Here is a 26,438-nt window from a genome sequence, read left to right on the forward strand (position 1 = left end):
GGTGCCGGCGCCGCGGTCGGCAACTACGCCATCACCGCCTCCGGCGCGACCGGCGCCGGGCTGTCCAACTACGTCGTGACCTATGTCGATGGCAGCCTCCGCGTCGATCCGGCCACCCTGCGCATCGTCGCCAACGACGCGAACAAGACCTACGGCGGCACCGTCAATCTCAGCGGCTACAGTGTTTCGGGCCTGCTCAACGGCGACACCGTCTCCGGCGTCGCTCTGGGCAGCGCCGGCGCCGGTGCCGGCGCCGCGGTCGGCAACTACGCCATCACCGCCTCCGGCGCGACCGGCGCCGGGCTGTCCAACTACGTCGTCAGCTACGTCGACGGCAGCCTCCGCGTCGATCCGGCCACCTTGCGCATCGTCGCCAGCGATGCCAGCAAGACCGTCGGCAGCACCGCCACCCTCACCGGCTACCGTGTCTCCGGCCTGCTCAACCGCGACACCGTCTCCGGCGTCGCCCTGAACAGTGCCGGTGCCGGCAGCGGCGCTGCGGTCGGCAACTACGCCATCACCGCCTCCGGCGCCACCGGTGCGGGGTTGTCCAACTACGCCATCAGCTACGTCGATGGCCTGTTGAACGTGGTCGCCGGCAGCGGCGATGGCGGCGGCGCTGTCCAGTTGCCCACCACCACCGTGCAGGCGATCAACACCTCGGTCGCCGCCGCCACGGTGACCGGCGATGCCGGCAGCACGACAGAGACGAGTCCGCAAAAGGCCGACGAGACGGCCAGGCAACTGGCGGCCGCGGCACGTGGCGGCAGCGGCGGCACCGTGACGGCCGCCACCGACTCGATCCTGATCGTCGACGGCGGCATCCGCGCCCCGGCGGTCGCCTGCAGCCCGGGCGCGTCCAACGCCTCTGCGGACAGCTGCATCATCCGGCAGTAGCCGGGAATGACCTGACGACATCGCGCCGCGGTGTCGTCAGGTCATGGCACCGCTTCCGTCACGGCCCTCGCCGGCACACGAATCGGCACCGGGCTCTCTCCACCAACGCGCGGCGGTCGGTCGCCGCCGCACCCGATTGTTTTGCTGTTGGCGCACACCGTGCGTCGGGATACGCACGGCCGCCTGCGATCAGGCTTCCGTCGCCGGCGGCACGCGCGACACCGCGAGCTGTGCATCCGGGCGGCGCGGCAGCAGCAATACGAAGCAGACCGACTCGTCGGGTGCCTGCCTGGCCAGGCCGACCCATCCCCCAAGACGCTCGGCGATGCGCCGCACCAGGTACAGACCGAGCCCCGCGCCCGGCGCATGCCGCGCGCTTTCGCCACGGTAGTACTTCTGGAACAGACGCTCGCGTTCGGCAGGCGCGATACGTTCACCCGGATTGGCGACCTCCAGCCGCAGCCCTCCGGCACTGCCGCGGACGCGCACGCGGATGGCCATGCCCGCCGGGCAGTGGCGGTCGGCATTGGCGAGCAGGTTGCGCACGGCCACCCGCAGCAGTCCGGTGTCGGTGAGCAGACCGTCGTCGTCGGTGAGAACCTCGCAGACCACGCGCTGCGGCGGGAAGTCACGGCACAGGTCGTCGAGCAGGACGCGCAGGGCGCACGGCTGCAGCCGCAGTTCCGAAGCCGCCTCGCCCATGCGGTCGTCGGCGAGATACTCGTCCACCAGCGCCAGCAGCCGTTGCGCCGCGTCGCGGATGTTGCCGCAGCGCACGCGATTGCGTTCCGGCGGCGCATCCAGCTTGCGCGCCAGCTGTTGCGCCGAGGTCATGATGACCGCCAGCGGCGTGCGGAACTCGTGCGACACCATCGCCACGAAATCGCGTTGTTCCTGCATGACCTTGCGCTCGGTCTGCAGCAAGCCGCGCAGGTCGTTCTCCAGCGCCTGCCGCCTGCCGATTTCGTTGCGCAGCTCTGCGGTGCGCAGCGCCACGTCACGCTCCAGCGCCAGACCGTGCCTGCGCGCGAGTGCCACCGCGGCCTCCGCATGCCGCCGTTCGCGCAACCGGCGCTGCCGCTCGTAACGGCCGATGAGGAACACGCTCAGCAGCGTCATGTGCAGCATGGTGCCGAACGTGGTGGCGTACTGGGTCCACGCATTGACCGGGACGAATCCGAGGTTGCGCAGGAAGCCCAGCATCACCCCCAGATAGAACGGAAAGAACGCGAGCACGAAGAACAGCGCCGGCCGATAGCGGCGCCACAGCAGGTGCAGGCCCAGCCCCGCCAGCAGCAGGATTTCCAGCAGGCCCAGCGACTGCACCGGCTGCATGCCCCAGGCGTAGTGGCCGGCAAGCACGAACACGGCACACCCCAACGCGACCGCCCACAGCAGACGTGTGCCCCAGCGCACCAGCCGCGGATGAAAGGCGCGCAGGTTCAGTTGCCGGCTGGCGACCTGGAATCCCACCGGCAGACTGCAGGCGATGCTGATGCCCAACAGCGTGTCGCTCCACGCCATCGGCATGCCGGTAACCTGCTGCACCAGACCGATGGACATCGCCTCGTTGAACACGCAGCCGCCGAGATAGGCCACGAACAGGCCACTCATGCGCGCGCGCGTGGCGAGCCAGAACAGCACGTGCAGGCACAGCAGCAACAGGTAGAAGCCGAAATACAGGCCGAACTGCAGCCCCTCGCGCCGCGAGTGGTTATCGAACGGCAGCCGTTGCCAGACGTCCAGACGGGTGACCAACGCGTTCTTGCTGCGCAACCGCAGCAGCAACTCGTAATCGCCGGGATGCGCGGGCGCGAACTGGAAGACCGGACTGCGGTAGTCCACCGGCCAATCGCGCCGCGGCACGCGTTCGCCGCTGTCCCCCAGCGCGCGCCAGGCGCCGCCCTCGGGCCGCGCGTAGGCCTGCACGTCGTCGAGCAAGGCATTGCTCAATCGCACCATCCAGCCGCCGGGCGGTACACTCTGGACATGAAGAGGCAGGCGCAGCCACACGGCACCGTCGGCGAATCCCGCGTTGAGGCCGGCGGGCAGGCGGGTCCAGCCGGTCGCGGCGGCGGCCTGCACCACGTCCAGTCGGCCGTGCGGATCGTCCAGGCGCTGCAGATACCCGCTCGCATCGTGGTGCGCGCTGGTCAGCGGCAGCGCCGCGACCGGGGATGGCGCCGCGTCGGCGGCCACGCACACGCCCACGACCACCACGAGCCATGCGCCCACCAGCCAGCGCCACCATTGCGCCATCATTCGCCACACCGCACCGTTGCCAGCCGATGACGTTACAGCAAACCGCACTGCGCGAGGACGCGGCTCCATGTCCGAAGTGATCCTGCTCGAGGACGAACCGGTGCTGTGCGAGGAACTCGGCGAGTTCCTGCAGGATCTGGGCTATGTCGCCCTCTGCGTGGACAGCATCGCCGGCTTCCGGACGCGGTTCGATCCGGCGCGCCACACCATGGCGGTGATCGACGTCGGTCTTCCCGACGGCAGCGGCCTGGAACTGGTCCGTGAACTGCGGCGTGCCGGCCATCGGCTGGGCATCGTGGTGTTCAGTGCGCGCAACACCGCCAGCGACCGCATCGCGGGGCTGGAACTCGGCGCGGACCACTACCTGGGCAAGGGCGTCGATCTGGACGAACTCGCTGCCACACTGGCGTCGCTGGGCCGGCGCCTGGCGCTGCCGCCACCGGCGGCGCGCTGGGTCCTGGAACTGGCCGCTGCACGCCTGAACGTTCCCAACGCGCCGCCGGTGCCGCTGTCGCGCCAGGATCTGCTGGTACTGGCCTGCCTGATGCGCCATGCCGGCGAGAGCGTGGGCCACCGCGAGATCGCCGACGCGCTGGGGGTCAACTTCCTCGAGTACGACCGGCGGCGGCTGGACACGCAGATGTACCGCCTGCGGCGCCGCGTGGAGGAGATCAGCGGACGCCCGCTGCCGGTGAAGACCTTGCGCAACAGCGGCTATCGCTTCCACGCGCCGGCGGCGCTGGCGCCCTGAGCGCAATGCGGCGCGGCGGGCGCCGCTCACGCCGGTCCTGGAGCGTGGTCATCGATGCGGGAGCGCCCGTGTGGCCGCGCGCAAGGCGCTGGACCGCAAACGAAAAACGCCGGCGATGCCGGCGTTCTTCTTTCCTCTGAGGCGATGTCAGGGCCGATCAGCCCTGCCACTTGCCCAGCGCAGCCAGGCCGTTTTCCTTGGCGCGCTCGTACACCACCTGCTGCGCCTTGGCGAAATTGCCCTTCATGTCCTGCGCCCACAGCTTCAGCGCGGCCTGCTGCATGGCGCGGCCGTAGGAGAAGCTCAGCGGCCACGGCAGGTTGCCGAGCTGGTTCATCGCGTTGAGGTGCGCGGTGGACTGCTCGTCGGTCTGGCCGCCGGACAGGAACACGATGCCCGGCAGGATCGCCGGCACGGTGCTCTTGAGGCACATCACGGTGGACTCGGCCACTTCCTCGACACTGGCCTGCTCGTCGCAGTCCTTGCCGGCGATGACCATCGAGGCCTTGAGGATGGTGCCTTCCAGGACCACGTTCTGCTCGTACAGCGCGCCGAACAGCGAACGCAGCGTGGCTTCGGTGACCTCGTAGCAGGTCTCGATGTCGTGGTCGCCGTCCATCAGCACTTCCGGCTCCACCATCGGCACCAGGCCCTGCTCCTGGCACAGCGCCGCATAACGGGCCAGCGCATGCGCATTGGTCTCGATGCACACGCCCGACGGGATGTCCTCGCCGATGGTGATGACCGCACGCCACTTGGCGAAGCGCGCGCCGAGCTTGTAGTACTCCTCCAGGCGTGCGCGCAGGCCGTCCAGGCCTTCGGTGATCAGCTCGCCCGGCATGCCGGCCAGCGGATGCGTGCCCTTGTCGACCTTGATGCCGGGGATGATGCCGTGCTCGGCCATGTACTTGGCGAACGGCACGCCGTCCTTGGTCTTCTGGCGGATCGTCTCGTCGTACAGGATCGCGCCGGAGATGTGGTCGCTCAGCTTGGGCGTGGTCAGCAGCAGCTCGCGGTAGGCACGGCGGTTCTCTTCGACATTCTCGATGCCCACGCCGGCGAAGCGCTTGGCGATGGTGCTGGTGGATTCGTCGATCGCGATGATGCCCTTGCCCGGGGCGACCATTGCCTGTGCGGTTTCGGCAAGCTGTTCGATGCTCATACGGTTCCTGATGGCTGCAGCGGGGGAATGCCCATTATACCGGGCCGACCTGCATGCATTCCGTTACCGCGGGAATTGCAAGCGGTTACAGGCGTAGACCGTGCAGGTTCCCGGCACGTCAGCCAAGCGCATCCGTCATTGCGTCACACTGCGCCTCTTCATCGGCCTGCGCGCTCTGCAGCGGCGCGGCGTCCATGGCCGGTACCGGCGCAGGCGCGCCCTGCGCTGTCGGCAAGGCGATGTCGAGCGCATCGAGCAGCGGCCGCCAGTCGTCGGCACTGCGCGCGCGGCGGTGCGCCAGCAATGCGGCGTGGCGGCGCAGCCCCGGCAGCTGCCAGCGCAGTTCGCAGCAGACGCGGTCGACTTCCTCGGCCGCTTCCGGCGCGGCGATCAGCCACGGCAGTTGCTCGACCATCTTGCCGGCGCCGGAATCGTGGATGGCCATGATGTAGCCCACGATCAACAGCAGCAGATGCTGCAAGGCCGCGCGCTCGTCCTCGCGCAGGTCGCCGCCGCGCTGCAGCCGCAACGCCTCGTCGCGCGCCCGCTCCAGGCCGTCGAGCAAGGCCGCCACCACCTCGCGCAGGTGCTGCGGATCGTGCGCCGGCGCCTGTTCCAGCGCGCAGTCGCGCAGGCGCTCGGTCAGCAGGTCGACCACGTCGCGCGGGAACTGCCCGGGCACCACGCGCAGCGCGATGCGCATCCGCGCCAGCGCCTGCGCGTGGCCCTGCTCGCGTTCGAATAACCCATCCAGCGCTTCGGCACAGGAGATCAACCGGCCCAGCGGCGACAGCGCCGACGCGCCGACCGGATAGCCGGAGCCGTCGATGCGTTCGTGGTGCTCGCGCGCGGCCGCGGCCTGCTGCGCCGAGTACACGCCGGATTCGCCCAGCAGCGCGGCGCTGATCACCGGGTGCACGCAGCGCATGCGCCACTGCGCGAAGTCCTGCCGCGCCTCGGGAATTTCCAGCACCACCGGATCCACGTACATCTCGCCGAGATCGTGCAGCAGGCCGACTTCCGCGGCCTCGCGCATCGCCGCATCCGAGCGCGACAGCAGCGCCGCCAGCCAGGACACCAGCATCGCCACCCGCACCGCATGCGAAAACGCGGCCGGCCGGGTCTGGCCGAGGGTGGTCAGCAAGGTGCCCGGCGCGCCCAGCGTGCGGGCGCGGGCCAGCATGGCCATCACCGGCTGCGCCTGCTCGCCCAGCAACTGCCGCAGGTGCGGGTGTTCGTCCAGTTCGCGCTGCGCGGCCAGTTGCACTTCGCTCGGGCGCAGTTCCTCGCAGAACGCCAGCGAGGATTCCAGCGGACGCAGCAGGCGCCGCGCGATCAGGCGCTCGCGCAGGCCGGCGTTGATGCGCTGGCCCTTGGCGACGAGCAGGATGCCGCGGCGGTCGCGGATATCCTCGGTGACCACCAGCTCGCGCGTGGCCGAGGCCTGGATCAGGTGTTCAAGGCAATGCGTGCCGGGGCGCTCGGGCAGCTCCAGCCCGAGTTCGGCGTGCGCGCTTGGGGACGTCATGGGGGTGTCGCACGATCAGGGAACGGGAGGGCGCCGCGCCGTTCCATGCGCGATCGAACAGGTGTTGCCGACGGCGCGGCGGCAGGGCCGCCGCGCCGCGTCCTTCAGAGTTCGCCCAGGCCGCTGGCACGGCCGTCCGGGCCGACCTCGAGCAGGCGCAGGGTGTTGGTCGCGCCGTGGGTTTCCATGTGCTCGCCGCTGGTGAACACCACGCGGTCGCCCGGCGCCAGCAGTCCGGCTTCGACCAGCACGCGGATCGCGCCGCGCGCGGCCTCGCGCGGGGTCAGGCCGCGGCTGTCGAAGTTGATCGGGAACACGTCGCGCATCATCGCCATGTGCCGGCGCGCGCCGTCGTGGCGGGTCACCGCGAAGATCGGCGCCTTGGCGCGGAAGCGCGACAGGTAGCGCGGGGTGCCGCCGGATTCGGTCATCGCCACGATCGCGCGCACGCCTACGTGCTGGGACAGGAACATCGTCGCCATGGCGATGGCCTGGTCGGCGCGCTCGAGGTTGCGCGGGGCCATGCCGAAGTCGGTTTCGGTCTCGAACTGGCGCTCGGCGCCCAGGCAGATGCGCGCCATCGCCTCGACCGCGCGGATCGGATAGGCGCCGGCGGCGCTCTCGGCCGACAGCATCACCGCGTCGGTGCCGTCGATCACCGAGTTGGCCACGTCCAGCACTTCGGCGCGGGTCGGGATCGGGCTTTCCACCATCGACTGCAGCATCTGCGTGGCGGTGATCACCACTTTGTTTTGCGCCAGCGATTCCTTGATGATCTTCTTCTGCAGGCCGGGCAGCTCGGCGTCGCCGATCTCCACGCCCAGGTCGCCACGCGCGACCATCACCACGTCCGAGGCCTCGACGATCTCGCTCAGGTTCTCGATCGCTTCGGTGCGCTCGATCTTGGACACCAGCGCCGCATCGCAGCCGTGCGCGCGGGCGATGCGCCGCGCCTCGTTCATGTCCTCGGCGTTGCGGCAGAACGACACCGCGATGAAGTCCACGCCGATCTTGGCGACGATGCCGATCAGTTCCTTGTCGCGCTCGGTCAGTGCGCCCAGCGACAGGCCGCCACCCTGCTTGTTGAGCCCCTTGCGGTCGGACAGCACGCCATCGTTGAGCACGCTGGTGACGATGCGCTCGCCCTGCACCTCGACCACCTTCAGCTGCATCAGGCCGTCGTCCAGCAGCAGCACGTCGCCCGGCGCCACGTCCTGCGGCAGGCCCAGGTAGCTGACGCCGACCTGGCTGGCGTCGCCCGGCGCGGCATTGGGGTCGGCGATGAGGTCGAAGCGGTCGCCGAGCTTGAGCGAGACCTTGCCCTGGGCAAAGCGCTCGATGCGGATCTTCGGACCGGGCAGGTCGGCGAGGATGCCGATCTCGGCACCGACGCGGGCCGCGGCGGCGCGCACTTCGGCGGCGCGCTTGGCCTGGCCGGACGGATCGCCGTGGCTGAAGTTCAACCGCACCACGTTGACGCCGGCGCGGAACAGATCCTCGAGCACGCCGGGCGGATCGGTGGCCGGACCGAGGGTGGCGAGAATCTTGGTGCGGCGCTGGCGTTCGATCATGATGGCATCCTTGGAAAAAGCGCTCAAAGCTAGCACACGCGCCCATCACACAGCATGGCATTTCGGCATAGACGCACGCGCGGCCCGGCATAGCGAGCGGACAATGCGGGACAGTATGTGGTCATGCCGCGCCAACGGCAGCCTGCCCGCGGCCACCGCGCGGGCAGGCGCACGCCAGGCGACGCGCCATGCGCAGCCAGCGCCCTGTGCGCCGGACGCACCGGCGCACGTGCCCATTCAGGCCGCGACGAGCGCCGGCAACTGTGCCGGCGACTGCGCCAGCACATCGGCACCGGCTTGGCGCAGTTCCTCGGCATCGCCGAAGCCCCACAGCACGCCGATGCTGCGCATGCCGTGGTGGCGCGCGCCGTCGATGTCCATGCGCCGGTCGCCGATCATGCGGCACTGCGCCGGCACGACCGAGAGCCGCCGCAGCGCCTCGGCGATCAGCTCGGGCTTGGCGCGGCGCGCGCCGTCGTCGCTGGCGCCGACGATCTCCTCGAAGCGTCCGCCGAACGGCAGGTGCTCGACGATGCGCCGCGCGAAGCGTTCGTTCTTCGAGGTCACCACCGCCAGGCGGTGACCGGACGCGGCCACCGCTTCCACCGCCGCGCCGATGTCCGGAAACACCGTGTGCTCGCGCCAGCCATGGCTGTCGTAGCGACTGCGGTACAGCGTCAACGCCTGCTCCACCAGCGCCGCATCGCCGCCGAAGTGCTGCTGGAAGCTGTCGCGCAGCGGCGGGCCGATCCAGGCACGCAACTGTGCCGGCGTCGGCAACGGCTGCCCCAGTTCGGCGAAGGCGTGGCGCAGGCTGCCGACGATGCCGGCCTCCGAATCGACCAGGGTGCCGTCCAGGTCGAAGAACAGGACGTCGGCGGCGCTCACGCGCCGCGCGCCTGCAGTGCGGCCACCGCCGGCAGGGTCTTGCCTTCCAGGAACTCCAGGAACGCGCCGCCGCCGGTGGAGATGTAGCTGACCTGCTCGGCGATGCCGTACTTGTCGACCGCGGCCAGGGTGTCGCCGCCGCCAGCGATGGAGAACGCCGACGAGGCGGCGATCGCCCGCGCCAGGGTTTCGGTGCCCTTGCCGAAGGCGTCGAACTCGAACACGCCGACCGGGCCGTTCCAGACCACGGTGCCGGCCTTGGCGATCAGCTCGGCGTAGTGCGCGGCGGTCTGCGGGCCGATGTCCAGGATCAGGTCGTCGTCGGCGACATCGGTGACGGCCTTCACCGTGGCCTCGGCGTCGGGCATGAACTGCTTGGCTACCACCACGTCGCTGGGCAGCGGGATCGCCGCGCCGCGCGCATTGGCGTCGGCCACGATCTTGCGCGCGGTGTCGAGCAGGTCCGGCTCGCACAGCGACTTGCCCACCGCGTGCCCGGCCGCGGCGATGAAGGTGTTGGCGATGCCGCCGCCGACGATCAGCTGATCGACCTTGTCCACCAGGTTGGACAGCAGCTCCAGCTTGGTCGAGACCTTGCTGCCGGCGACGATCGCCAGCAGCGGCTTGGCCGGCTGTTCCAGCGCCTTGGCCAGCGCATCCAGCTCCGCCATCAGCAGCGGACCGCCGGCGGCGACCGGGGCGAACTTGATCACGCCATGGGTGGACGCCTGCGCACGGTGCGCGGTGCCGAACGCGTCCATCACGAACACGTCGCACAGCGCCGCATACTTCTTCGCCAGGGCCTCGTCGTCCTTGCCCTCGCCGACGTTCATGCGGCAGTTCTCCAGCAGCACGATCTGCCCCGGCTGCACGTCCACGCCATCGACCCAGTCGCGGATCAGCGGCACGTCGACGCCGAGCAGCGCGGCCAGGCGGATGGCCACCGGCTCCAGCGAATCCTCCTGGGTCCACACGCCTTCCTTGGGCCGGCCCAGATGCGAGGTCACCATCACCGCCGCGCCCTGCTCCAGCGCGTGCTTGAGCGTCGGCACCGAGGCCAGGATGCGCTGCTCGGAGGTGATCAGGCCATTGTCGATCGGCACATTCAGATCTTGCCGGATCAGCACGCGCTTGCCGGACAGGTCAAGATCGGTCATTCGCAGGATGGACATGTGATTGCTCGCTTTCGTGGGGTTGCAAAGGGAAAACCGCGCCATCGGTGCAGTATCGGCGTCGGCATCGGAACGTCGGGTGCACGCCGTTCGGCCGATCGCCGCGCAGCGGCGAAACCGCCATTGTCCGGCGTCGGCCGCACAGCGGCAAATCGGTGGGGTACGGTGCGCTGCCCCGCGCGCGCGGCGCAGCGTGCGCACCGTCGCCGCGGGATCGTTCAGCCCGTGCCGTCGGCGGCGCCGGGTTTGCGCAGCAGGCTGAGCGCGAAACCGACCACCAGCAGCGCACCGCCGACCAGCAGCGCCCACAGCAGCCAGGTCTTCCAGTCGCGCGGCGGCGCTGGCGCCTGCAACGCCGCGGCACCGGCCAGTGGCTGCGCCGCGCCGAGGCTGGCAGTGGCCGGCGCCCATTGCGGCCCACGCTGGGTGTGCAAGGCCTGCAACGCGGCGGCCAGCGGCGCCTGCGCACGCTGGGTACGCGCACTGCCGGCGGCCAGCGCATAAGGCGGCGCGCCCTGCGCCAGGAACACCAGCGTCTCCGGCTGGTAGCCCAGGCGCAGCGCCGGCCGCTGCCGGCCCGGGTCCTGCGTCGCCAGCAGCCGCCAGTAGCGGTCGCGCACCGGCGCAGTCAGCGCCTGCGGCGGCGAGCGGCTGCCGCCCCCCACCTGGTAGGCCAGCCATGGGCCGGCGCGGTCCTGCCACGGCGCCTCGGCGCTGTCGCGGCTCTGCACGCGCCATTCGATGGCGTTGTTGCCGGGCAAGGCGATGTCGACGCGCGTCACCGGGTAGCGCCCCGGCGACACGAAGGCATAGCCGTGCTGCGCGGGATCGGTGCTCGCCGCGTCCAGTTGCTGCCAATGCCAGTCGGCGGCGACCGGTGCCGGCGCCAGTTCGGCCTCCACCCCGGTCAGCGGCGGCGCGCTGGCACCGGCCAGCGGCAGCAGGCGCAGATAGCGCACTTCGCGGCCGATGGGGATGCGCAGTTGCTGCAGGCGGTGCCCCTGGTTGCTGAGGTCGACCAGGGTCGCCTCGTCCACCACCACCTCCCAGTCGCGCAGGTCATCGCTGCCCTCGACGCGGTAGCGGGCCTGCTGTGGCTGCGCAGCGGCGGCCCATTGCAGCGACAGCGCGCGCAGCGGCGCATGCAGTGCGCTGGCATCGACCAGCCAGCCGGCAGCCGCTGCGTCGCTGCCGCCGCCCGCCACACGGGTCTGGATGCGGCGCACGCTGCCGTCGCGGTCGCGCTCGGCGATCAGCTCCAGATCCGGCGTACGCCCGTCGGGCGCCGCCGGCAGCGGAAACCACGGCAGCGGCTGCCGGCGCGGCGCGGCCTCGGCCTGCTCGGCGGCGAACAGGGCCGCCGGCAGCGGGTCACCGGCCGCGTTGAATACCTCCACGTCGCCCAGCGAGGCGCGCTGCGCGCTGCGGTAGACCGCATCGTCGAGCTGCACGCGATAGGCGCCGGCATCGGCGTCCTGCAGGGTCAGCGGCCACTGCTGGGCGTAGTCGTCGCGCTGGCTGGCGGCGAACGCGCACAGCGGCAACCCGGCCAGCAACAACGGAAACAGCGCACGTCGGATCATGGGATGGCCTCCTCGGCCGGTTCGGCAGCGCGCGGCGGCGCCGGCGCCAGATAGCCGACCACCGTACACAACAACCCGTACGCGATGAACGAGGCGATGCCGGCGACGTTGCCGAGGTTGCCACGGTCCACCAGCAGCAGCTTGCCCAGCACCACCGCCATCAATACCGCGCCGGCCAGCCACAGACCGCGCTGGCCGCGCCGCGAGCCCAGCACCCAGCCGAGCACGCCCAGCACGCTCCAGACCACGGTCAGGCTGGTCTGCGCCACGCCATTGCCGAGCACGCCGGGCCACGGCACCGCCGCCCAGTAGTGCACCGCATGCAGGGTGACGCTGGTGATCCACAGGAAGCCGGCACCGGCCAACAGCTGGGTGCGCCAGGGCCGCAGCAGCGCCGGCAGCTCCGCGGTGCGGGTCCAGCGCACACCCAGGACCAGCAGCGCCAGTTGCGTCAGCTCCAGCGGATTGAGCACCGGCACCCAGGGCAGCGGCGCGCTGCTGCCGGACAGGCCCAGGCTGTACAGCCAGGCCACCGCCAGCAGGCCGAAGTAGGTGCTCTGCAGCGCGCTGCGGCACGGCGCGAATGCCGCACCCAGCGGAGCCGCCAGCCAGTTCCAGCGCCACAGCGACAGCGCCGTCGCCAGCAACCAGGGCGCCAGCAACAGCATCCAGCGCCAGCCGGCGGCGAGCTCGCTGTGCAGCGCGATCCAGGTGCACAGCAGCCCGACCACGCTGGGCCACACCAGCCACCACACGAACTGCGCCGCACGCGCGACGCCGCCGCCGCTGTCGCGCAGGCACAGCAGGCTGCGCACGCCGAGCACCGCGAACAGCGACCAGGCCCAGGCGCCATGCCCGGCGAACGGCTGCCCGTGCACATCGGCCTGCCAGACCGCCAGCGGCAAGGCCAGGGCCAGGCCACCCAGCGTGGTCGCGGCCAGCGCCAGTGCCGGCCAGCGCCGCTGCGCCTCGGCGGCGAGCCAGCCGCTGACCGCGACCCACGCCAGCAGCACGTCGGCGCGCGCGTCGGCGTCGACGAAGCGCACGATCTCGGTGACACCGATCCCGCACCACCAGAACAGCCCCCACACGTAGTAGCCCAGCGCCGGCACGGCGGCCCGCCCACGGCGGTAGCACCAGGCGCTGGCGAAGCCGGCCAGCGCCAGCAACAGCCCGCTCATGAAGGTGGCGTTGGCCACCGCCTGGGTGTCCTGGGCGATGTCGTCCACGCCCACCAGGAAACCGAACGACGCCGCCAGTTGCAGGCCGGCGCCGCTGAACTGCGGCAGCCAGCGCCGCTGGCGCAGGCCCAGCCACGCCAACGCCGCCCCCTCCAGCGCGAACACGCTGGCGGTCGCGCGCGCGGACAGCGCCAGCGGCACCGCCAACGTGGCGAACCCCACCGCCAGCACCGCATACGCCTGCCCCAGCACCGCGAAGCTCGCGCGCCGGATCAGCGCCGCCGCCAGCAGGGCATAGATCGCCGCCAGTCCCAGCGCACACAGGGCCAACGGCAGGCCGTCGCCGCGCAGCAGCCCCGCCTGCAGCGAAAACGCGATCAGCGGCGTGCCGAACACCAGGCTGCCGTCGATCAGCGTGCTGCGCGCTGCCTGGCGCCGCGCGTACAGGATCGGGATCAGCAGGTAGAAGGCGAAGAACAGCAGCAGGAACGGCTCGGTGCTGGCGAACTTTTCGGGCCGGTACTGCAACACGCCCCACAGCGTGCCGATGCCGAAGGTGAAGCCGAACCCGAGCAGGTTCAGCACCCGCCACGGCCGGTACCAGGCGATCGCGAACACCGCCGCGTTGAGCAGCGCGTAGTAGGAGAACAACGCGACGTGGTTGCCGCTGCCGGTGGACAGCCACAGCGGCGCGAGGAAGCCGGCCAGCGTGCCCAGCACCGCCAGCGTGCGCGATTCCTGCGCCACCGCCAGCACGCACATGCCCGCGACCAGGGCGATGCTCAGCGCCAGGGCCGCGCCGGCGGGGATCAGCCCGGACAGCTTGAAGGCGGCGAACACGGTCAGCAGCAGCACGCCGATCGCCCCGCCCTGCAGGGCCAGCGCAAAGCTGCGCTTGCGCGTGCGCTGGCGCCAGCCGAAGGCCAGGCCGGCCAGCGACGCGGCGGCGATGCCGGCATAGCGCAGCTCGATCGGCATGCGCAGCCAGCCCTGGTCGCCGGCGTACTTCAGCAGCGCGGCGACGCCGGCCAGCAGCACCAGCATGCCGATCTTGACCGGCACATTGCCCTCGGTGAACCAGCGTTTGATCCCGCCCAACAGCCGCTCGATCGGATCCGGCCCACGCGGCGCGGCGGGCGGGGCCGTCGCGGCGGTGCGCGCCTGGGCCTGCTGCTGCTCGGCGCGTTCGACCGCGGCGGCCAGCGTCGCGAAATCGTCGTTCCTGGGAGACGCCGGCAAGGGCGGCGGCAGCGGCGGTGGCGCCACGACGGGCTCGGCGAACGGGTCTGGACGCGAAAGGTCGAGGCCTGCAGCGAACGGCATGTCCTCCGCCTCGACCTCGGACTCGGCGACGGCGGCCTGGCCCTCTGCGGCAGCGGCCGCGACATCGGCGCGATCCGTCGCGGTGGCCGGCGTGGCGGCGGCCATCCGCGCCACCTGCGCTTCCAGTGCGGCGAGCCGCTGGCGCAGGCGCGACTGCCCGACCAGGGCCACGATCGACAGCAGTGGCAGCGCCAGCACCACCAGCGCCGCAAACACCACCAGCACGACCAACTTGTCCATTCGTCTCACATCTCCACAGGCGGTGGGGCGGCGCCCGTGGCGCGCACCGGGGGCCCGGCGGCGCCGGACCTGGCGCAGATGGTAGACGAGTTCGGCGCCGACATCGGCCCACGGACGAGGCCGCAGCCCAGTCAGCGCAAGGCCCGACGTTCCGACAAACGGTCTTCACAGCGCCCTCAAGTCCAGTGCACCGGCGGCCGCTACACCCCTTATCGCGTCGTCCGTCTGCTGTTTTCTCCCACCCCACCGGCAGCATGAATGAACCTACCCGCCCACCCCGCCGACGCGGGGATCGATGACCAGATTCGCGCCGTCGTCGGCTTGTCCGACCAGTTGCTCGGCCAGTTGCGCCGCTCGCTGCAGGGGATCGACGCGATCAACCGCACCACCCACATGATCTCCATGAACGCGCGCATCGAATCGGCGCGGATCGGCGCCGCCGGACGCGGCTTCAGCGTGATCGCGCAGGAAATGGACGGGCTGTCGCGGCGCGTGGCCGAGGCCACCCAGGACCTGGACAAGGTCGCCGCGCGCACCAGCGCGCAGATGCGGCAGACACTGGGCCGCCTGCAGGACGACGTGCGTCGCACGCGGCTCAGCGAGTTGGCCCTGAGCAACATCGACCTGATCGACCGCAACCTCTACGAGCGCAGTTGCGACGTGCGCTGGTGGGCCACCGACGCCGCGGTGGTCGCCGCGGCGCGTGCCGACAGCGATGCCGAGGCGCTGGCCTATGCCTCGCGGCGCATGGGCCAGATCCTGGATTCGTACACGGTCTACTTCGACCTGATCCTGGCCGGAAGCGATGGCCGCATCCGCGCCAACGGCCGGCCGCGGCAGTTCGCCTCGGTCGGCAGCGACGTCTCCGCGCAGCCATGGTTCGAACACGCGATGCGCACGCGCAGCGGCGAGGAATTCGGCTTTCAGGACGTGCATGCCAGTGCGCTGGCCGACGGCGAGCGCGTGCTGGTGTACGCATGCACGGTGCGCGACGGCGGTCGCGTCGATGGGCGCGTGCTGGGCGTGCTGGGCATCGTGTTCCGCTGGGACGCGTTGGCGCAGACGATCGTGCAGCGCACGCCGCTGTCCGAATCCGAATGGGGCCGCAGCCGCGTCTGCATCGTCGATGCGCAGGGCCGGGTGCTGGCCGACTCGGCCGGGCGCATGCTGCAGGACCGGATCGACTTCGACGGCCGCGACGCCTTGTTCAAGCAGCCGCGTGGCGCCGTGCTGATCGATCTCGACGGCCGGCCGCACTGCATCGCGCACGCCGCCTCTCCCGGCTACGAAACCTACCGCACCGGCTGGCACTCGCTGATCCTGCAGGCGGTGTAGTCGCCCGCACTGGTGCCCACCGCAAAAGCGGCAGCGGATCACAGGCTGCCGCGCGCGATGTCGGCACAGCCGCCTGCGCGGCGCCCGCAGACCGTGTGCCCATGAGTGCGACGACCTCATCGCCAGGGCGTCGTCTCTGCCTGAACGCCCGTGCGTGCTGTATTGACGGCGTCATTTCGCCATGCCTAAGCTCGTCGCGCCGCGTTGATGCGCGCCGACACATCGGCCCAACGCGACCGGTGCACTCTGGATTGCAGACGCCACTCCCCAGGTAAACGGACATGACCATGAAACCCTTTCGCACCCTGCTGATCTCGGCCCTGCTGGCCGGGTCCTTCGCCGCTCCCGCCCTGGCCGAAAAGGTCGACAATCCGGATCTCTACACCGCCGACGCGGTCAAGAAGAACATCGTCATCGGCAAGACTACCAAGGAAGAGGTACGCGCCATCTATGGCGAGCCAAAGCACGTCTACAGGACGTCCGGAAAGGAAGGCGGTTACGAAAAGTCCTGGACCTACAGCCCGGGCGAGTCGCACGGCGAAAAAGTGCGTGGTACCGCGACGACGGTGCTCAAGCGCATGCTGCCGGGTTTCTACACCGGCCAGGCGATCAACGAAGCGCAGGACCACGGTGTTGGCGCACGCAACGTCAAGTCGTATGACCTTGAGGTGGAATTCGACGCCAAGGGCGTGGTCACCGACTATCGGCAGACCGAAAGCAACCAATCGCGCGACGCGCTGTAATCACCAGGCCGAACCAGCCTGCGGCACCCGACGCGCCGCGGCACGGCCAGCGGTTCGCCACAACGAAAAAGGAGCGCGCGAGCGCTCCTTTTTCGTTGCCGGATCGGCTTGATTGGCGGCAACGCCAGGCCATGCCGGCGCCGCCGCAAGATCACATCGCGCGCACTCGGCGGCGACGCCAGGCGGCTTACTTGGCCACCACCTTGACCATTTCCAGGCACTTGTTCGAGTAGCCCCACTCGTTGTCGTACCAGGACACCAGCTTGACGAAGGTGCCGTCGAGGGCGATGCCGGCATCGGCATCGAAGATCGAGGTGCGCGCGTCGCCGCGGAAATCGGTGGCCACCACCTTGTCTTCGGTGTAGCCGAGGATGCCCTTCAGCGCGCCTTCGCTCTGCGCCTTCACTTCGGCACAGATCTCGGCGTAGGTGGCCGGCTTTTCCAGTTCCACGGTCAGGTCGACCACCGACACGTCCGAGGTCGGCACGCGGAAGCTCATGCCGGTGAGCTTCTTGTTCAACTCCGGGATCACCACGCCGACCGCCTTGGCCGCACCGGTGCTGGACGGAATGATGTTCTCCAGGATGCCGCGGCCGCCGCGCCAATCCTTGTTGCTCGGGCCGTCCACGGTCTTCTGGGTGGCGGTGGCCGCGTGCACGGTGGTCATCAGGCCGCGCTTGATGCCCCACTTGTCGTTGATCACCTTGGCCAGCGGCGCCAGGCAGTTGGTGGTGCAGCTGGCGTTGGAGACGATGGCCTGGCCGGCGTAGGTGCTGTCGTTGACGCCATACACGAACATCGGCGTGTCGTCCTTCGACGGCGCCGACAGGATCACCTTCTTGGCGCCGGCGTCCAGATGCTTCTGCGCGGTTTCCTTGGTCAGGAACAGGCCGGTGGACTCGATCACCACGTCCACGCCGACCTCGCCCCACTTCAGCGCCGCCGGATCGCGTTCCTGGGTCAAGCGGATCTTCTTGCCGTTGACCAGCAGATGGCCGCCGTCGACCGACACCTCGCCCTCGAAGCGGCCGTGCACGGAGTCGTACTGCAGCATGTAGGCCAGATAATCCGGCTCCAGCAGGTCGTTGATGGCGACGATCTCGATGTCGCTGCCGAAATTCTGCACCGCCGAGCGCAGCACGTTGCGCCCGATGCGACCGAAACCGTTGATGCCGACCTTGATTGCCATTTCAGTAGCTCCTGCGGCCGCGCCTGGCGCGGCGGATGGAAGGGGAAATCCCATTCTAGCAGGCCGGCCGCGCCACGCCGGACACGCCGGTTTGATCAGGATCAAGGCGGCGTGGGGCGGCGCGCCGGACACTGCGCCCACACCCAACCGAGACTCCACCATGCGCACCACCTCCCCCCTCCTGCTCGCCGGCCTGGCCGCCGCCCTGACCCTGTGCGCCCTGCCGGCGCTGGCGCAGTCGCAAGGCGACTGGACCATCGGCATCGGCGCCCACCAGGTCAACCCGAAGTCCGACAACGGCACGCTGGCCGGCGGCACCCTGCCGCTGCGCATCGACAGCAACATCCGGCCGACGGTGACCTTCGAGTACTTCGTGCACCAGGACCTGGGCGTGGAAGTGCTGGCCGCGCTGCCGTTCGAGCACGACATCAGCGTCAAGGGCGTGGGCAAGGTCGGCAGCACCAAGCACCTGCCGCCGGTGGTGTCGCTGCAATACCACTTCAACAGCGCCGGCAAGGTCTCGCCGTTCATCGGCGCCGGCCTCAACTACACCACCTTCTTCAGCGAGAAGACCACCGGCGCGCTGGCCGGCAGCAAGCTCAAGCTGGACGACTCCTGGGGCCTGGCCGCGCATGCCGGCGTGGACATCGCGCTCACCGACAAGTCGGCGCTGCGCGTGGACATGCGCTGGATCGACATCGACAGCAAGGTCAAGGTCAACGGCAGCGACCTGGGCACCGCGCACATCGACCCGCTGGTGTACGGGCTGGCCTACGTGATGAAGTTCTGAGACGGGCACCGGCGCCGCTGCGAGCTGCGGCGCCGGCGGCAACAGGATCGGCGCCGCGCGCGGCAGCGGCGCCATTCCGGAGCATGGCCGTACCGGATCGACGCGCGGGCCGTACACGCGGCCTCGCCGGAGCGCAGCGCGTCCGCCCCGCTTCTCTGGCAGACTACGCGCCACACGGATGTGGATCGGTGCCCGCCGGGCCGACACGGGGTTCGCATCCGCCCACTCGTCGTCCACCGGGGTCTCCCATGCCGCCACGCCTGTTCCGTCGCCTTGCCGTCGCCGCCCTCGCCAGCATCGCCCTGCCCGCCGCGGCGCAGTCGGCCGGCCACTTCACCACCAGCTATGGCCTGCACGGCATGGTGCCGGGGTCGTCCAACGGCACGCTGCGCGGCAGCGACCAACGCTTCGACGCCGACGTCGCGCCGGCCGTGTCGTTCAGTTACGAATACTTCTTCCGCGGCAACCTCGGCGTGGAGATCCAGGGCCTGGTCGGCCAACAGAAGATCGGCCTGGACCGCGGCGGCGATATCGGCAGCGCCTGGATGCTGTCGCCGACCATCTCGCTGCAGTACCACTTCAACGGCAACGGCGACATCTCCCCGTTCGTCGGCGCCGGCCTCAACTACACCGCCTTCCTCGGCAGCGACGGCGAGGGCGCGTTTTCGTCCAACGACGTGAAGTTCAAGGACAGCATCGGCCCGGCGCTGCATGCCGGCGTGGACTTCGCCGTCGGCGAGCGCAGCGCCATCCGCGTGGACGCACGCTGGACCGGCATGCGCAGCGACGTGGAAGTCGATGGCAGCACGCTCGGCAAGGCCAAGCTCGACCCGGTCACCTACGGCGTCGCCTACCTGATGTATTTCTGAGCCGGCAGCCGGGCCTCGTCGACAGACGAGGCTCGGCGTGGGGCCAGCGACGCCGCTTCGCACGGACGTCCGCCACCCTGAGCGGCAACGCAATAGACCCAATACGCGTCATGGCCGCGTCGTTGGCGCCGGCTAGAATCGGCGCATGAAAATCTCTCCCTTCGTTTGCACCGCGCTCGCCGCGGCCCTTGCCGCCGCACCGTCCGCCGCCTTCGCCTGGGGCCCGCTGGGCCACCGCCTGGTCGCCGATCTCGCCGACACCCAACTCACCCCGCAAGCCCGCGCGCAGGTCCGTACCCTGCTGCAGGGCGAACCCGACCCGACCCTGGCCGGCGTGGCCAACTGGGCCGACCAGCTCCGCGAACACGATCCCGACCTCGGCAAGCGCAGCGCGCGCTGGCACTACGTCAACCTGGCCGAGAACGACTGCCACTACGAGCAGACCCGCGACTGCCCGGACGGCAACTGCGCGGTCGAAGCGCTGCGCCGCCAGGCCGCCATCCTCGCCGACCGCAGCCAGCCGCAGGCCGCGCGTGCGCAGGCGCTGAAGTTCGTCGTGCATTTCGCCGGCGACGTGCAGCAGCCGCTGCATGCCGGCTACGCCCGCGACAAGGGCGCCAACACCGTGCAGATCCAGTTCGAGGGCAAGGGCAGCAATCTGCATTCGCTGTGGGACAGCGGCCTGCTGCGCAGCCGCGGGCTTGACGAGCAGGCCTACCTGGCCGAGCTGGAAAAGCAGCCGTTGCCGGCGCCCTCGCCGGCGGGCAGCGCGCTGCCGCCGCCGGCCGCGGCGTGGGCCGAGGCCTCCTGCAAGATCATGCTGCGTCCGGGCTTCTATCCGCCCGGCGCCACGCTGCCGGCCGATTACGTGACGACCTGGCGCCCGGTCGCCGAAGCGCAGTTGCGCCAGGCCGGTGCGGATCTGGCGGCCACGTTGAACGCAGCGCTGGGCAAGTAAGCGCGGCGCACACGGCAGGAGCGGCTTCAGCCGCGATGGGCTTGCCTGGAAAAGCCCATCGCGGCTGAAGCCGCTCCTGCGAGAGCACTTACGCCACACCCAACTGCGTGCGCGTCCAGCGCACGATCTCGGCGGTGCCGATGGCGCCGCTGTGACGGCCGAGTTCGCGCCCCTGCTGCAGCAGAATCAGCGTCGGGATGCTGCGGATGCCGAAGCGCCCGGCCAGCGCCGGCTGCGCATCGCTGTCCAGCTTGCCCAGGCGCAGCTGCGGCTCGAGCTGCGCGGCAGCCGCCGCGAAATGCGGGGCCATGGTCCGACACGGGCCGCACCACGGCGCCCACACGTCCACCAGCAGCGGCAGGTCGCTGCGTTCGGCATGCGCGGCGAAGGTCTCCGCGGTGAGCGTCACCGGGGTCGCGTCGAACAAGCCACGATGGCAGCGCCCGCATTGCGGGGACGCCCCCAGCTTCTCGCCCGGTACCCGGTTCAGCGCGGCGCAGTGCGGGCAGGCGACATGCAGCGGCTCGCTCATGCCCCGGCCTCGATGCTCTTGTCGCCGAGCAGCACGGTGCCCTGCGCATCCTTGACCGTGACCTGCACGTCGATGCCCTGGCGCACGCTCTGGGTGACCACGCAGAACTGCTCGAACTGGGCCAAAATCCGCTCCAACTGCGCGTAGTCCTGGTTGGCGCCGGGCAACTGCAGTTCGACCGACGCCTGCGGAATGCGCCAGAAGCCCTCCGGGTTGCGCATCGGCGTGGCGGTGATGTGCGCGACCACCCCGGCCGGGTCGTTCTTGTACTTGCGCATCGCGAACAGCAGGCTCGCCGCCAGGCAATTGGCGATGCTGGCCAGCAGGATGCGCGTGGGATTGGGACCGCGCTCCTGGCCCAGCGGCGCGGTTTCGTCGCTCAGCCAGGGCTCCAGCGCAGTTTCGTCGAAGCGGATGCGGAACGCGAAGTCCGTGTCCTGCTCCAGGGTGACGCGGATCGGATCGCCGATGGGCATGGTGGAAGCTCCACTGCGAAGAAGGGACGTGCGACTCTACGCCGGCACCGGTAACGGCATGTGGACGCAGCGTCGCATTCACGCCGCCGCTGCACGCCGCGCCAGCGGGTAATACAGCAACGGGATGACCAGCAGGGTCAGCGCGGTGCTGACCAGGATGCCGAACAGCAGCGCCACCGCCAGGCCATTGAAGATCGGATCGTCGAGGATGAACAACGCGCCCAGCATCGCCGCCAGGCCGGTCAGCACGATCGGCGGCGCACGCACCGCACAGGCCTCGATCACCGCCTGTTCGGCGCTGCGTCCCTGCGCCAACGCATGGCGGACGAAGTCCACCAGCAGGATCGAATTGCGCACGATGATGCCAGCCAGCGCGATCATGCCGATCATGCTGGTTGCGGTGAACTGCGCGCCAAGCAGGGCGTGGCCCGGCAGCACCCCGATCACCGTCAGCGGAATCGGCGCCATGATCACCAGCGGCAACAGATAGCTGCGGAACTGCGCCACGACCAGCAGATAGATCAGCAACAGGCCCACCGCGTAGGCGATGCCCATGTCACGAAAGGTCTCGTACGTGATCTGCCACTCGCCGTCCCACTTAACTGCGAAGTCGGCGGTGTCGACCGGCGGTGCGATGAAATACTGCTGCGGCGTCTGCCCATCGAGCCTGTGCCCGCGCAACTGCCCGACCAGGTCGAACATGCCGTACAGCGGGCTGTCCAGGCGCCCGGCTTCGTCGCCGGTGACATACACCACCGGCCGCAGGTCCTTGTGCGCGATGCTGTCGTCCCAGGGCAGGCGCTGCACCGTCACCAATTCCGACAAGGGCACCAGTTGCCCATCGCCGCCGCGCACGCGCAACGCCAGCAGGCGGGCACTGTCGGCCTGCGCGGCGGCCGGCATGCGCAGCCGCACCGGCTGCGCCACCTTGGACGTGCCATCGTGCAGCCAGGTGACGTCCAGCCCCTGCACCGCCGTGGCCAGGGCATCGGCGATGGCGGCCTGGCTCACGCCCAGGCGCGCGGCGCGCACGCGGTCGACCACCAGCGTTTCGCGGGTGGCCGCACTCTCCACGCTGGTGTCGACATCGACCACGTTCGGCGTGCGCAGGAAGCGCCGCTCCAGCGCCAGGGCGAGCTGGCGGCTGCGCGGGTAGTCCGGCCCGTACACCTCGGCCACCAGCGGCGCCAGCACCGGCGGCCCCGGCGGCACCTCCACCACCTTCAGCGACGCGCCATGCCGGCGTGCGATCGCCGCCAGCGGCGGCCGCAGCGTACGGGCGATGGCATGGCTGTGGCGCGTGCGCTGGTGCTTGTCGATCAGATTCACCTGCAGGTCGCCGACGTTGTTGCCGCTGCGCAGGAAGTACTGCCGCACCAGGCCGTTGAAGTTGACCGGCGCCGAAGTACCGGCATAGCCCTGGTAGTCGTGCACCTCCGGCGTGCGGTCGAGCACGCCGGCCAGGTCCACCAGCAACGCATCGGTGTCCTGCAGGGTGCTGCCTTCGGGCAGGTCGACCACGATCTGCAGTTCCGACTTGTCGTCGAACGGCAGCATCTTCAGCACCACCCACTGCAGTCCGACCAGGCCCATCGCGGCCAGCAGCAGGGCGGCGATGCCGGCGAACAGCCAGCCGCGCCGGCGCGCGCCGTGGACAGGATCCAGGAATGGGTGCAGCAAGCGCCCGAACAGGCGCTGCAGGCGCGGTGGCGCGTCGCCCCGCGCGTGTGCCTCCGCGGCTTGCGCCGGCACATGCCGCTTCAACAGCTTCAGCGCCAGCCAGGGCGTCACCACCAGCGCGATCGCCAGCGACAGCAGCATGCCGACCGAGGCGTTGATCGGGATCGGCCGCATGTACGGCCCCATCAGGCCGCTGACGAAGGCCATCGGCATCAGCGCCGCGATCACGGTAAAGGTGGCGAGGATGGTCGGGCCGCCGACCTCGTCCACCGCCGGCGGGATCGCCTCGCGCAAGGTCTTGCCACCGGCGCGCAGATGGCGGTGGATGTTCTCGACCACCACGATGGCGTCGTCGACCAGGATGCCGATGGAGAAGATCAGCGCGAACAGCGATACGCGGTTGAGGGTGAAGCCCATCGCCCACGAGGCGAACAACGTCAGCGCCAGGGTCAGCACCACCGCGCTGCCGACCACGCTGGCCTCGCGCCAGCCCAGCGCGAACAGCACCAGCAGCACCACCGAGGCGGTGGCGAACACCAGCTTATGGATCAGCTTGCCGGCCTTGGCCGCTGCGCTGGCACCGTAGTCGCGCGTGACCTCCGCATGCACGCCCTGCGGCAGCAGTTCGCCGCGCAAGGCCTGTAAGCGTGCGCTCACCGCGCGGGTGAGCGCCGAGGCGTCGCTGCCTGGCTTCTTGGCGATGGCCAGGGTCACCGCGGGTGCGCGCCCCTGCGCCGGGCCACCACGCGCGGGCGGCGCGCCGTACCACACATAGGCAGCGGGCAGGTCCGCACCGGCCTGGATCTGTGCCACATCGCGCAACTGCAGCGGCCGGCCGTCGTGCACGCCGATCACCAGCTCGCGCACGGCGTCGGCATCGGCCAGGAACCGCCCGGCACTGAGCGGCACCGCACGGCCGCCGCCGATGCGGTCGCCGAGCGGGCGCACCAGGTTCGCCCCCTGCAACGCCTGGCCCAGGTCGGCCACGGTGAGGTCGTAGGCGGCCAGTCGCGCCGGATCCAGCGTCACCGTGACCACCCGCGGCGGCGCGCCGATGCTGTAGATGTCGCGCGTGCCGGGGATGCGCTTGAGTTCGATTTCCAGCGTGCGCGCGATCGCACCCAGGTCGGCGGCACTGCGCTGCGGATCGTCGCTCCACAGGGTCACGCTCATCACCGGCACGTCGTCGATGCCCTTGGGCTTGATCAGTGGTGCGCTCGCGCCCATCCGCGTCGGCAGCACGTCCAGGTTGGAATACACCTGGTTGTACAGGCGCACCAGCGCGGCCTGCCGCGGCACCCCGACCTCGAATTCGACGGTCAGCACCGCCTGCCCGGGGCGGCTCACCGAGTACACGTGCTTGATGCCCTCGATCTCGTCGAGCGTCTGTTCCAGCGGCGTGCTCAGCAGCTGTTCGACCTCGCGCGCATCGGCGCCCGGCAGCGACACGAACACGTTGGCCATGGTCACGTCGATCTGCGGCTCTTCCTCGCGCGGGGTGATCGCCACCGCCGCGATGCCGAGCAGCAGGCCGAGCAGGGCCAGCAGCGGCGTCAGCGGATTGGCCTGGAAGAACGCCGCCAGGCGGCCGGAGATGCCCATCTCAGCGCGCCGCCAGCGCGCGCCGCTGCGCGGCCAGCGCCTGCCCGGCGGCGACCGGGTCGCGCGCCACGCGCTCGCCCGCGTGCAGACCGGCCAGCACTTCCACCCGCTGCGCGTCGCGCCGGCCGATCCGCAGCTGGCGCAGGATCAACCGCCCGTCGGCAAGCACATAGGCCGCACTGAGTTCGCCCCGCTGCAGCAGCGCCGACAGCGGAATGCTCAACGGCACCGCCGCCGCGGCATCGCCGGCAGCCAGCGGAAAACCGACCTTGGCCGTGCTGCCCGGCACCGGGGCCGGCTGCAGCGCCGGCAGCGGCACCCGCACCGTCACGCTGTGGCTGCGCGGATCGGCGGTGGGAAACACCGTCACCCGCGGAACCTGCAGGCTGCGCCCGTCGTCCAACCGTACCTGCGCGCGCGGCGCGGCACGGATGGCGTCGGCATCGGACTGCGGCACCTGCACCTCGATGCGCTGCGCGCCGGGCACGTACAGCGACAGCAAGGCCTGCCCGGCCGCCACCGCCTCGCCCGGCTGCACCTGGCGCGCACTGATGACACCGGCAAACGGCGCGCGCACCACGGTGTAGTCGGCCGGCTGCTGCGCCTGCGCCAGTTGCGCGGCAGCGGCAGCGCGTGCGGCGTTCGCCGCATCGCGGGTGGCGCGCGCCTGGTCCAGTTGCGCCCGCGACACGTACTGCATCCCGGCCAGGGACGCATAGCGGCGATAGCTGGCCTCGGCTTCGTCGGCGCTGGCTGTGGCGGCACGCACTTGCGCCTGCGCGCTGGTCACGCCGGCACGCTGTTCCACCGCACTCAGTTGCAGCAGCACCTGGCCGGCGGCGACCCGATCGCCCACGTCCACCGCGACGCTGCGCACACGCCCGCCGGTCTGCGCGCTCAGATCGGCGTACTCCACCGCGGCCACGACGCCATCCCAGGAGCGCGATCCCATCGCCACGGATTCCACCGGCGCGGTGGCCAGCGCCGGCAATGGTGGCGGCGCGACGGCTGCCGCGTCATGACGGCAGCCGGCGAGCGCCAGCATGGCCAGCCACACGAGCAGGCCAGCCCTGGTCGCGCGGCCGTTCCGGCGGGCCGACGCAGCGGCAGACGCAACCGTCCCGCGCAGCCGTCCGGCACGCCAGACACCCCGGATCGGCCAACGAAGCACACGCATGATCGAACTCCAGAGGAAAGGGCGCATCCGCGCCGTCGGTGAACACGCCGCCGCGACAGGCCGGGCGCGGCCGCCCGAGGCTGGCCGCGAGATAAATTAGAATTTTCTTATATTAGAGTCAACTGATATGATGGACGTACTTTCCCGCCGAGCACCCCCAATGCCCGCCTCCTCCGCCCAAGCCCTGGTCGACCGCGCACGCGCGCAGATCCACGAAACCCCCGCCCACCCCGATGCCGCCGCCACGCCGCTGCCCGGCGAGTGGATCATCGATGTGCGCGAACCCGGCGAGTTCGCCATGGGCCATCTGCCCAACGCCATCAACATCCCGCGCGGCATCCTCGAGTTCCGCCTCGATGCCGATCCGGCGCTGGCTCGGCGCGACCAGCCGATCCTGCTGTACTGCGCCAGCGGTGGCCGCTCCACGTTGGCGGCACTGAGCCTGCAGCACCTGGGCTACACCGCGGTGCGCTCGCTGACCGGCGGCTTCCTGGGCTGGACCGCGGCCGGTGGCCCGGTCGATTTCTGA

Annotated in this window: 21 protein-coding genes; 8 read left to right on the plus strand and 13 right to left on the minus strand. The window is 70.4% G+C overall.

Annotation, left to right across the window (positions count from 1 at the left end):
• The coding region (locus PIQ37_RS06245) for an MBG domain-containing protein (protein ID WP_342072799.1) at positions 1–897 on the plus strand (897 nt) is incomplete at its 5' end.
• Positions 898–1,086: 189 nt separating this feature from the next.
• Here the strand turns inward: PIQ37_RS06245 and PIQ37_RS06250 are convergent.
• The gene (locus PIQ37_RS06250; protein ID WP_342072800.1) at positions 1,087–3,159 is read right to left on the minus strand and encodes a sensor histidine kinase; all 2,073 of its coding nucleotides are present in this window, start codon (positions 3,157–3,159) and stop codon (positions 1,087–1,089) included.
• 67 nt (positions 3,160–3,226) lie between these two features.
• Here PIQ37_RS06250 and PIQ37_RS06255 point away from each other — a divergent pair, with 67 nt between their 5' ends.
• On the plus strand, positions 3,227–3,910 hold the full coding sequence (locus PIQ37_RS06255; RefSeq protein ID WP_342072801.1) for a response regulator transcription factor: 684 nt from the start codon (positions 3,227–3,229) through the stop codon (positions 3,908–3,910).
• Positions 3,911–4,067: 157 nt separating this feature from the next.
• On the opposite strand, the gene PIQ37_RS06260 is transcribed toward PIQ37_RS06255, so the two are convergent.
• From PIQ37_RS06260 to PIQ37_RS06290, 7 genes are all read right to left on the minus strand, one after another.
• Positions 4,068–5,072 (minus strand): class I fructose-bisphosphate aldolase, encoded by a 1,005-nt coding sequence (locus PIQ37_RS06260; protein ID WP_010341500.1) that lies wholly within the window; start codon positions 5,070–5,072, stop codon positions 4,068–4,070.
• Between the two features lie 118 nt (positions 5,073–5,190).
• Complete coding sequence (locus PIQ37_RS06265; protein ID WP_342072802.1) at positions 5,191–6,600, minus strand: HD-GYP domain-containing protein; 1,410 nt, start codon at positions 6,598–6,600, stop codon at positions 5,191–5,193.
• Between the two features lie 104 nt (positions 6,601–6,704).
• Positions 6,705–8,171: a pyruvate kinase gene (gene pyk, locus PIQ37_RS06270; RefSeq protein WP_010341498.1), complete on the minus strand. Its 1,467-nt coding sequence runs from the start codon at positions 8,169–8,171 to the stop codon at positions 6,705–6,707.
• Between the two features lie 237 nt (positions 8,172–8,408).
• Positions 8,409–9,059 carry an HAD-IA family hydrolase gene (locus PIQ37_RS06275; RefSeq protein WP_342072803.1) on the minus strand — a complete coding sequence of 217 codons (651 nt, stop codon included), beginning with the start codon at positions 9,057–9,059 and terminating at the stop codon, positions 8,409–8,411.
• Entirely contained in the window at positions 9,056–10,231 is a 1,176-nt protein-coding gene (locus PIQ37_RS06280; RefSeq protein WP_267102946.1) for a phosphoglycerate kinase, read from the minus strand. The genes PIQ37_RS06275 and PIQ37_RS06280 overlap by 4 nt, the downstream gene beginning before the upstream one ends.
• 218 nt (positions 10,232–10,449) lie before the next feature.
• Entirely contained in the window at positions 10,450–11,814 is a 1,365-nt protein-coding gene (locus tag PIQ37_RS06285) for a DUF3999 domain-containing protein (RefSeq protein ID WP_342072804.1), read from the minus strand.
• Positions 11,811–14,558 (minus strand): DUF2339 domain-containing protein, encoded by a 2,748-nt coding sequence (locus tag PIQ37_RS06290; protein WP_342072805.1) that lies wholly within the window; start codon positions 14,556–14,558, stop codon positions 11,811–11,813. The genes PIQ37_RS06285 and PIQ37_RS06290 overlap by 4 nt, the downstream gene beginning before the upstream one ends.
• A gap of 258 nt (positions 14,559–14,816) precedes the next feature.
• On the opposite strand from PIQ37_RS06290, the gene PIQ37_RS06295 reads away from it, so the two are divergent.
• Together PIQ37_RS06295 and PIQ37_RS06300 are read left to right on the plus strand one after the other, a co-directional pair.
• Positions 14,817–15,893 carry a methyl-accepting chemotaxis protein gene (locus PIQ37_RS06295; protein WP_342072806.1) on the plus strand — a complete coding sequence of 359 codons (1,077 nt, stop codon included), beginning with the start codon at positions 14,817–14,819 and terminating at the stop codon, positions 15,891–15,893.
• A gap of 281 nt (positions 15,894–16,174) precedes the next feature.
• Positions 16,175–16,636 (plus strand): hypothetical protein, encoded by a 462-nt coding sequence (locus PIQ37_RS06300; RefSeq protein WP_342072807.1) that lies wholly within the window; start codon positions 16,175–16,177, stop codon positions 16,634–16,636.
• Between the two features lie 187 nt (positions 16,637–16,823).
• Here the strand turns inward: PIQ37_RS06300 and gap are convergent, their stop codons facing one another.
• Positions 16,824–17,825, minus strand: coding sequence for a type I glyceraldehyde-3-phosphate dehydrogenase (gap, locus tag PIQ37_RS06305; protein WP_043094937.1), 1,002 nt, complete (start codon positions 17,823–17,825; stop codon positions 16,824–16,826).
• A 160-nt stretch (positions 17,826–17,985) separates the two neighbouring features.
• Here gap and PIQ37_RS06310 point away from each other — a divergent pair, with 160 nt between their 5' ends.
• From PIQ37_RS06310 to PIQ37_RS06320, 3 genes are all read left to right on the plus strand, one after another.
• Entirely contained in the window at positions 17,986–18,615 is a 630-nt protein-coding gene (locus PIQ37_RS06310; protein ID WP_043094935.1) for an OmpW/AlkL family protein, read from the plus strand.
• 248 nt (positions 18,616–18,863) lie between these two features.
• Positions 18,864–19,484 (plus strand): OmpW/AlkL family protein, encoded by a 621-nt coding sequence (locus PIQ37_RS06315; protein WP_342072808.1) that lies wholly within the window; start codon positions 18,864–18,866, stop codon positions 19,482–19,484.
• 145 nt (positions 19,485–19,629) lie between these two features.
• Entirely contained in the window at positions 19,630–20,442 is an 813-nt protein-coding gene (locus PIQ37_RS06320) for a S1/P1 nuclease (protein ID WP_043094932.1), read from the plus strand.
• An 88-nt stretch (positions 20,443–20,530) separates the two neighbouring features.
• On the opposite strand, the gene trxC is transcribed toward PIQ37_RS06320, so the two are convergent.
• The 4 genes from trxC to PIQ37_RS06340 form a co-directional block, all read right to left on the minus strand.
• Positions 20,531–20,974 carry a thioredoxin TrxC gene (trxC, locus tag PIQ37_RS06325; protein WP_342072809.1) on the minus strand — a complete coding sequence of 148 codons (444 nt, stop codon included), beginning with the start codon at positions 20,972–20,974 and terminating at the stop codon, positions 20,531–20,533.
• Positions 20,971–21,450 carry an OsmC family protein gene (locus PIQ37_RS06330; RefSeq protein ID WP_342072810.1) on the minus strand — a complete coding sequence of 160 codons (480 nt, stop codon included), beginning with the start codon at positions 21,448–21,450 and terminating at the stop codon, positions 20,971–20,973. The genes trxC and PIQ37_RS06330 overlap by 4 nt, the downstream gene beginning before the upstream one ends.
• A 78-nt stretch (positions 21,451–21,528) precedes the next feature.
• Positions 21,529–24,732: an efflux RND transporter permease subunit gene (locus PIQ37_RS06335; RefSeq protein ID WP_342072811.1), complete on the minus strand. Its 3,204-nt coding sequence runs from the start codon at positions 24,730–24,732 to the stop codon at positions 21,529–21,531.
• A gap of 1 nt (position 24,733) precedes the next feature.
• Positions 24,734–25,777: an efflux RND transporter periplasmic adaptor subunit gene (locus PIQ37_RS06340; RefSeq protein ID WP_342072812.1), complete on the minus strand. Its 1,044-nt coding sequence runs from the start codon at positions 25,775–25,777 to the stop codon at positions 24,734–24,736.
• 292 nt (positions 25,778–26,069) lie between these two features.
• Between PIQ37_RS06340 and PIQ37_RS06345 the strand changes: the two genes are divergently transcribed.
• Complete coding sequence (locus tag PIQ37_RS06345) at positions 26,070–26,438, plus strand: rhodanese-like domain-containing protein (protein WP_342072813.1); 369 nt, start codon at positions 26,070–26,072, stop codon at positions 26,436–26,438.

The organism is Xanthomonas protegens (assembly GCF_038442435.1).
GTDB classification, from domain to species: domain Bacteria; phylum Pseudomonadota; class Gammaproteobacteria; order Xanthomonadales; family Xanthomonadaceae; genus Xanthomonas_A; species Xanthomonas_A sontii.

Bases quoted from the DNA above. Each gene is read 5' to 3' on its own strand.
- PIQ37_RS06265 (WP_342072802.1), bottom strand. From the start codon at position 6,600: ATGACGTCCCCAAGCGCGCACGCCGAACTCGGGCTGGAGCTGCCCGAG.
- PIQ37_RS06295 (WP_342072806.1), top strand. From the start codon at position 14,817: ATGAACCTACCCGCCCACCCCGCCGACGCGGGGATCGATGACCAGATT.
- PIQ37_RS06335 (WP_342072811.1), bottom strand. From the start codon at position 24,732: ATGGGCATCTCCGGCCGCCTGGCGGCGTTCTTCCAGGCCAATCCGCTG.
- PIQ37_RS06320 (WP_043094932.1), top strand. From the start codon at position 19,630: ATGAAAATCTCTCCCTTCGTTTGCACCGCGCTCGCCGCGGCCCTTGCC.
- PIQ37_RS06285 (WP_342072804.1), bottom strand. From the start codon at position 11,814: ATGATCCGACGTGCGCTGTTTCCGTTGTTGCTGGCCGGGTTGCCGCTG.
- PIQ37_RS06300 (WP_342072807.1), top strand. From the start codon at position 16,175: ATGACCATGAAACCCTTTCGCACCCTGCTGATCTCGGCCCTGCTGGCC.
- PIQ37_RS06260 (WP_010341500.1), bottom strand. From the start codon at position 5,072: ATGAGCATCGAACAGCTTGCCGAAACCGCACAGGCAATGGTCGCCCCG.
- PIQ37_RS06310 (WP_043094935.1), top strand. From the start codon at position 17,986: ATGCGCACCACCTCCCCCCTCCTGCTCGCCGGCCTGGCCGCCGCCCTG.
- PIQ37_RS06290 (WP_342072805.1), bottom strand. From the start codon at position 14,558: ATGGACAAGTTGGTCGTGCTGGTGGTGTTTGCGGCGCTGGTGGTGCTG.
- gap (WP_043094937.1), bottom strand. From the start codon at position 17,825: ATGGCAATCAAGGTCGGCATCAACGGTTTCGGTCGCATCGGGCGCAAC.
- PIQ37_RS06255 (WP_342072801.1), top strand. From the start codon at position 3,227: ATGTCCGAAGTGATCCTGCTCGAGGACGAACCGGTGCTGTGCGAGGAA.
- PIQ37_RS06345 (WP_342072813.1), top strand. From the start codon at position 26,070: ATGCCCGCCTCCTCCGCCCAAGCCCTGGTCGACCGCGCACGCGCGCAG.
- PIQ37_RS06340 (WP_342072812.1), bottom strand. From the start codon at position 25,777: ATGCTGGCGCTCGCCGGCTGCCGTCATGACGCGGCAGCCGTCGCGCCG.
- PIQ37_RS06315 (WP_342072808.1), top strand. From the start codon at position 18,864: ATGCCGCCACGCCTGTTCCGTCGCCTTGCCGTCGCCGCCCTCGCCAGC.
- trxC (WP_342072809.1), bottom strand. From the start codon at position 20,974: ATGAGCGAGCCGCTGCATGTCGCCTGCCCGCACTGCGCCGCGCTGAAC.
- PIQ37_RS06250 (WP_342072800.1), bottom strand. From the start codon at position 3,159: ATGATGGCGCAATGGTGGCGCTGGCTGGTGGGCGCATGGCTCGTGGTG.
- pyk (WP_010341498.1), bottom strand. From the start codon at position 8,171: ATGATCGAACGCCAGCGCCGCACCAAGATTCTCGCCACCCTCGGTCCG.
- PIQ37_RS06330 (WP_342072810.1), bottom strand. From the start codon at position 21,450: ATGCCCATCGGCGATCCGATCCGCGTCACCCTGGAGCAGGACACGGAC.
- PIQ37_RS06280 (WP_267102946.1), bottom strand. From the start codon at position 10,231: ATGTCCATCCTGCGAATGACCGATCTTGACCTGTCCGGCAAGCGCGTG.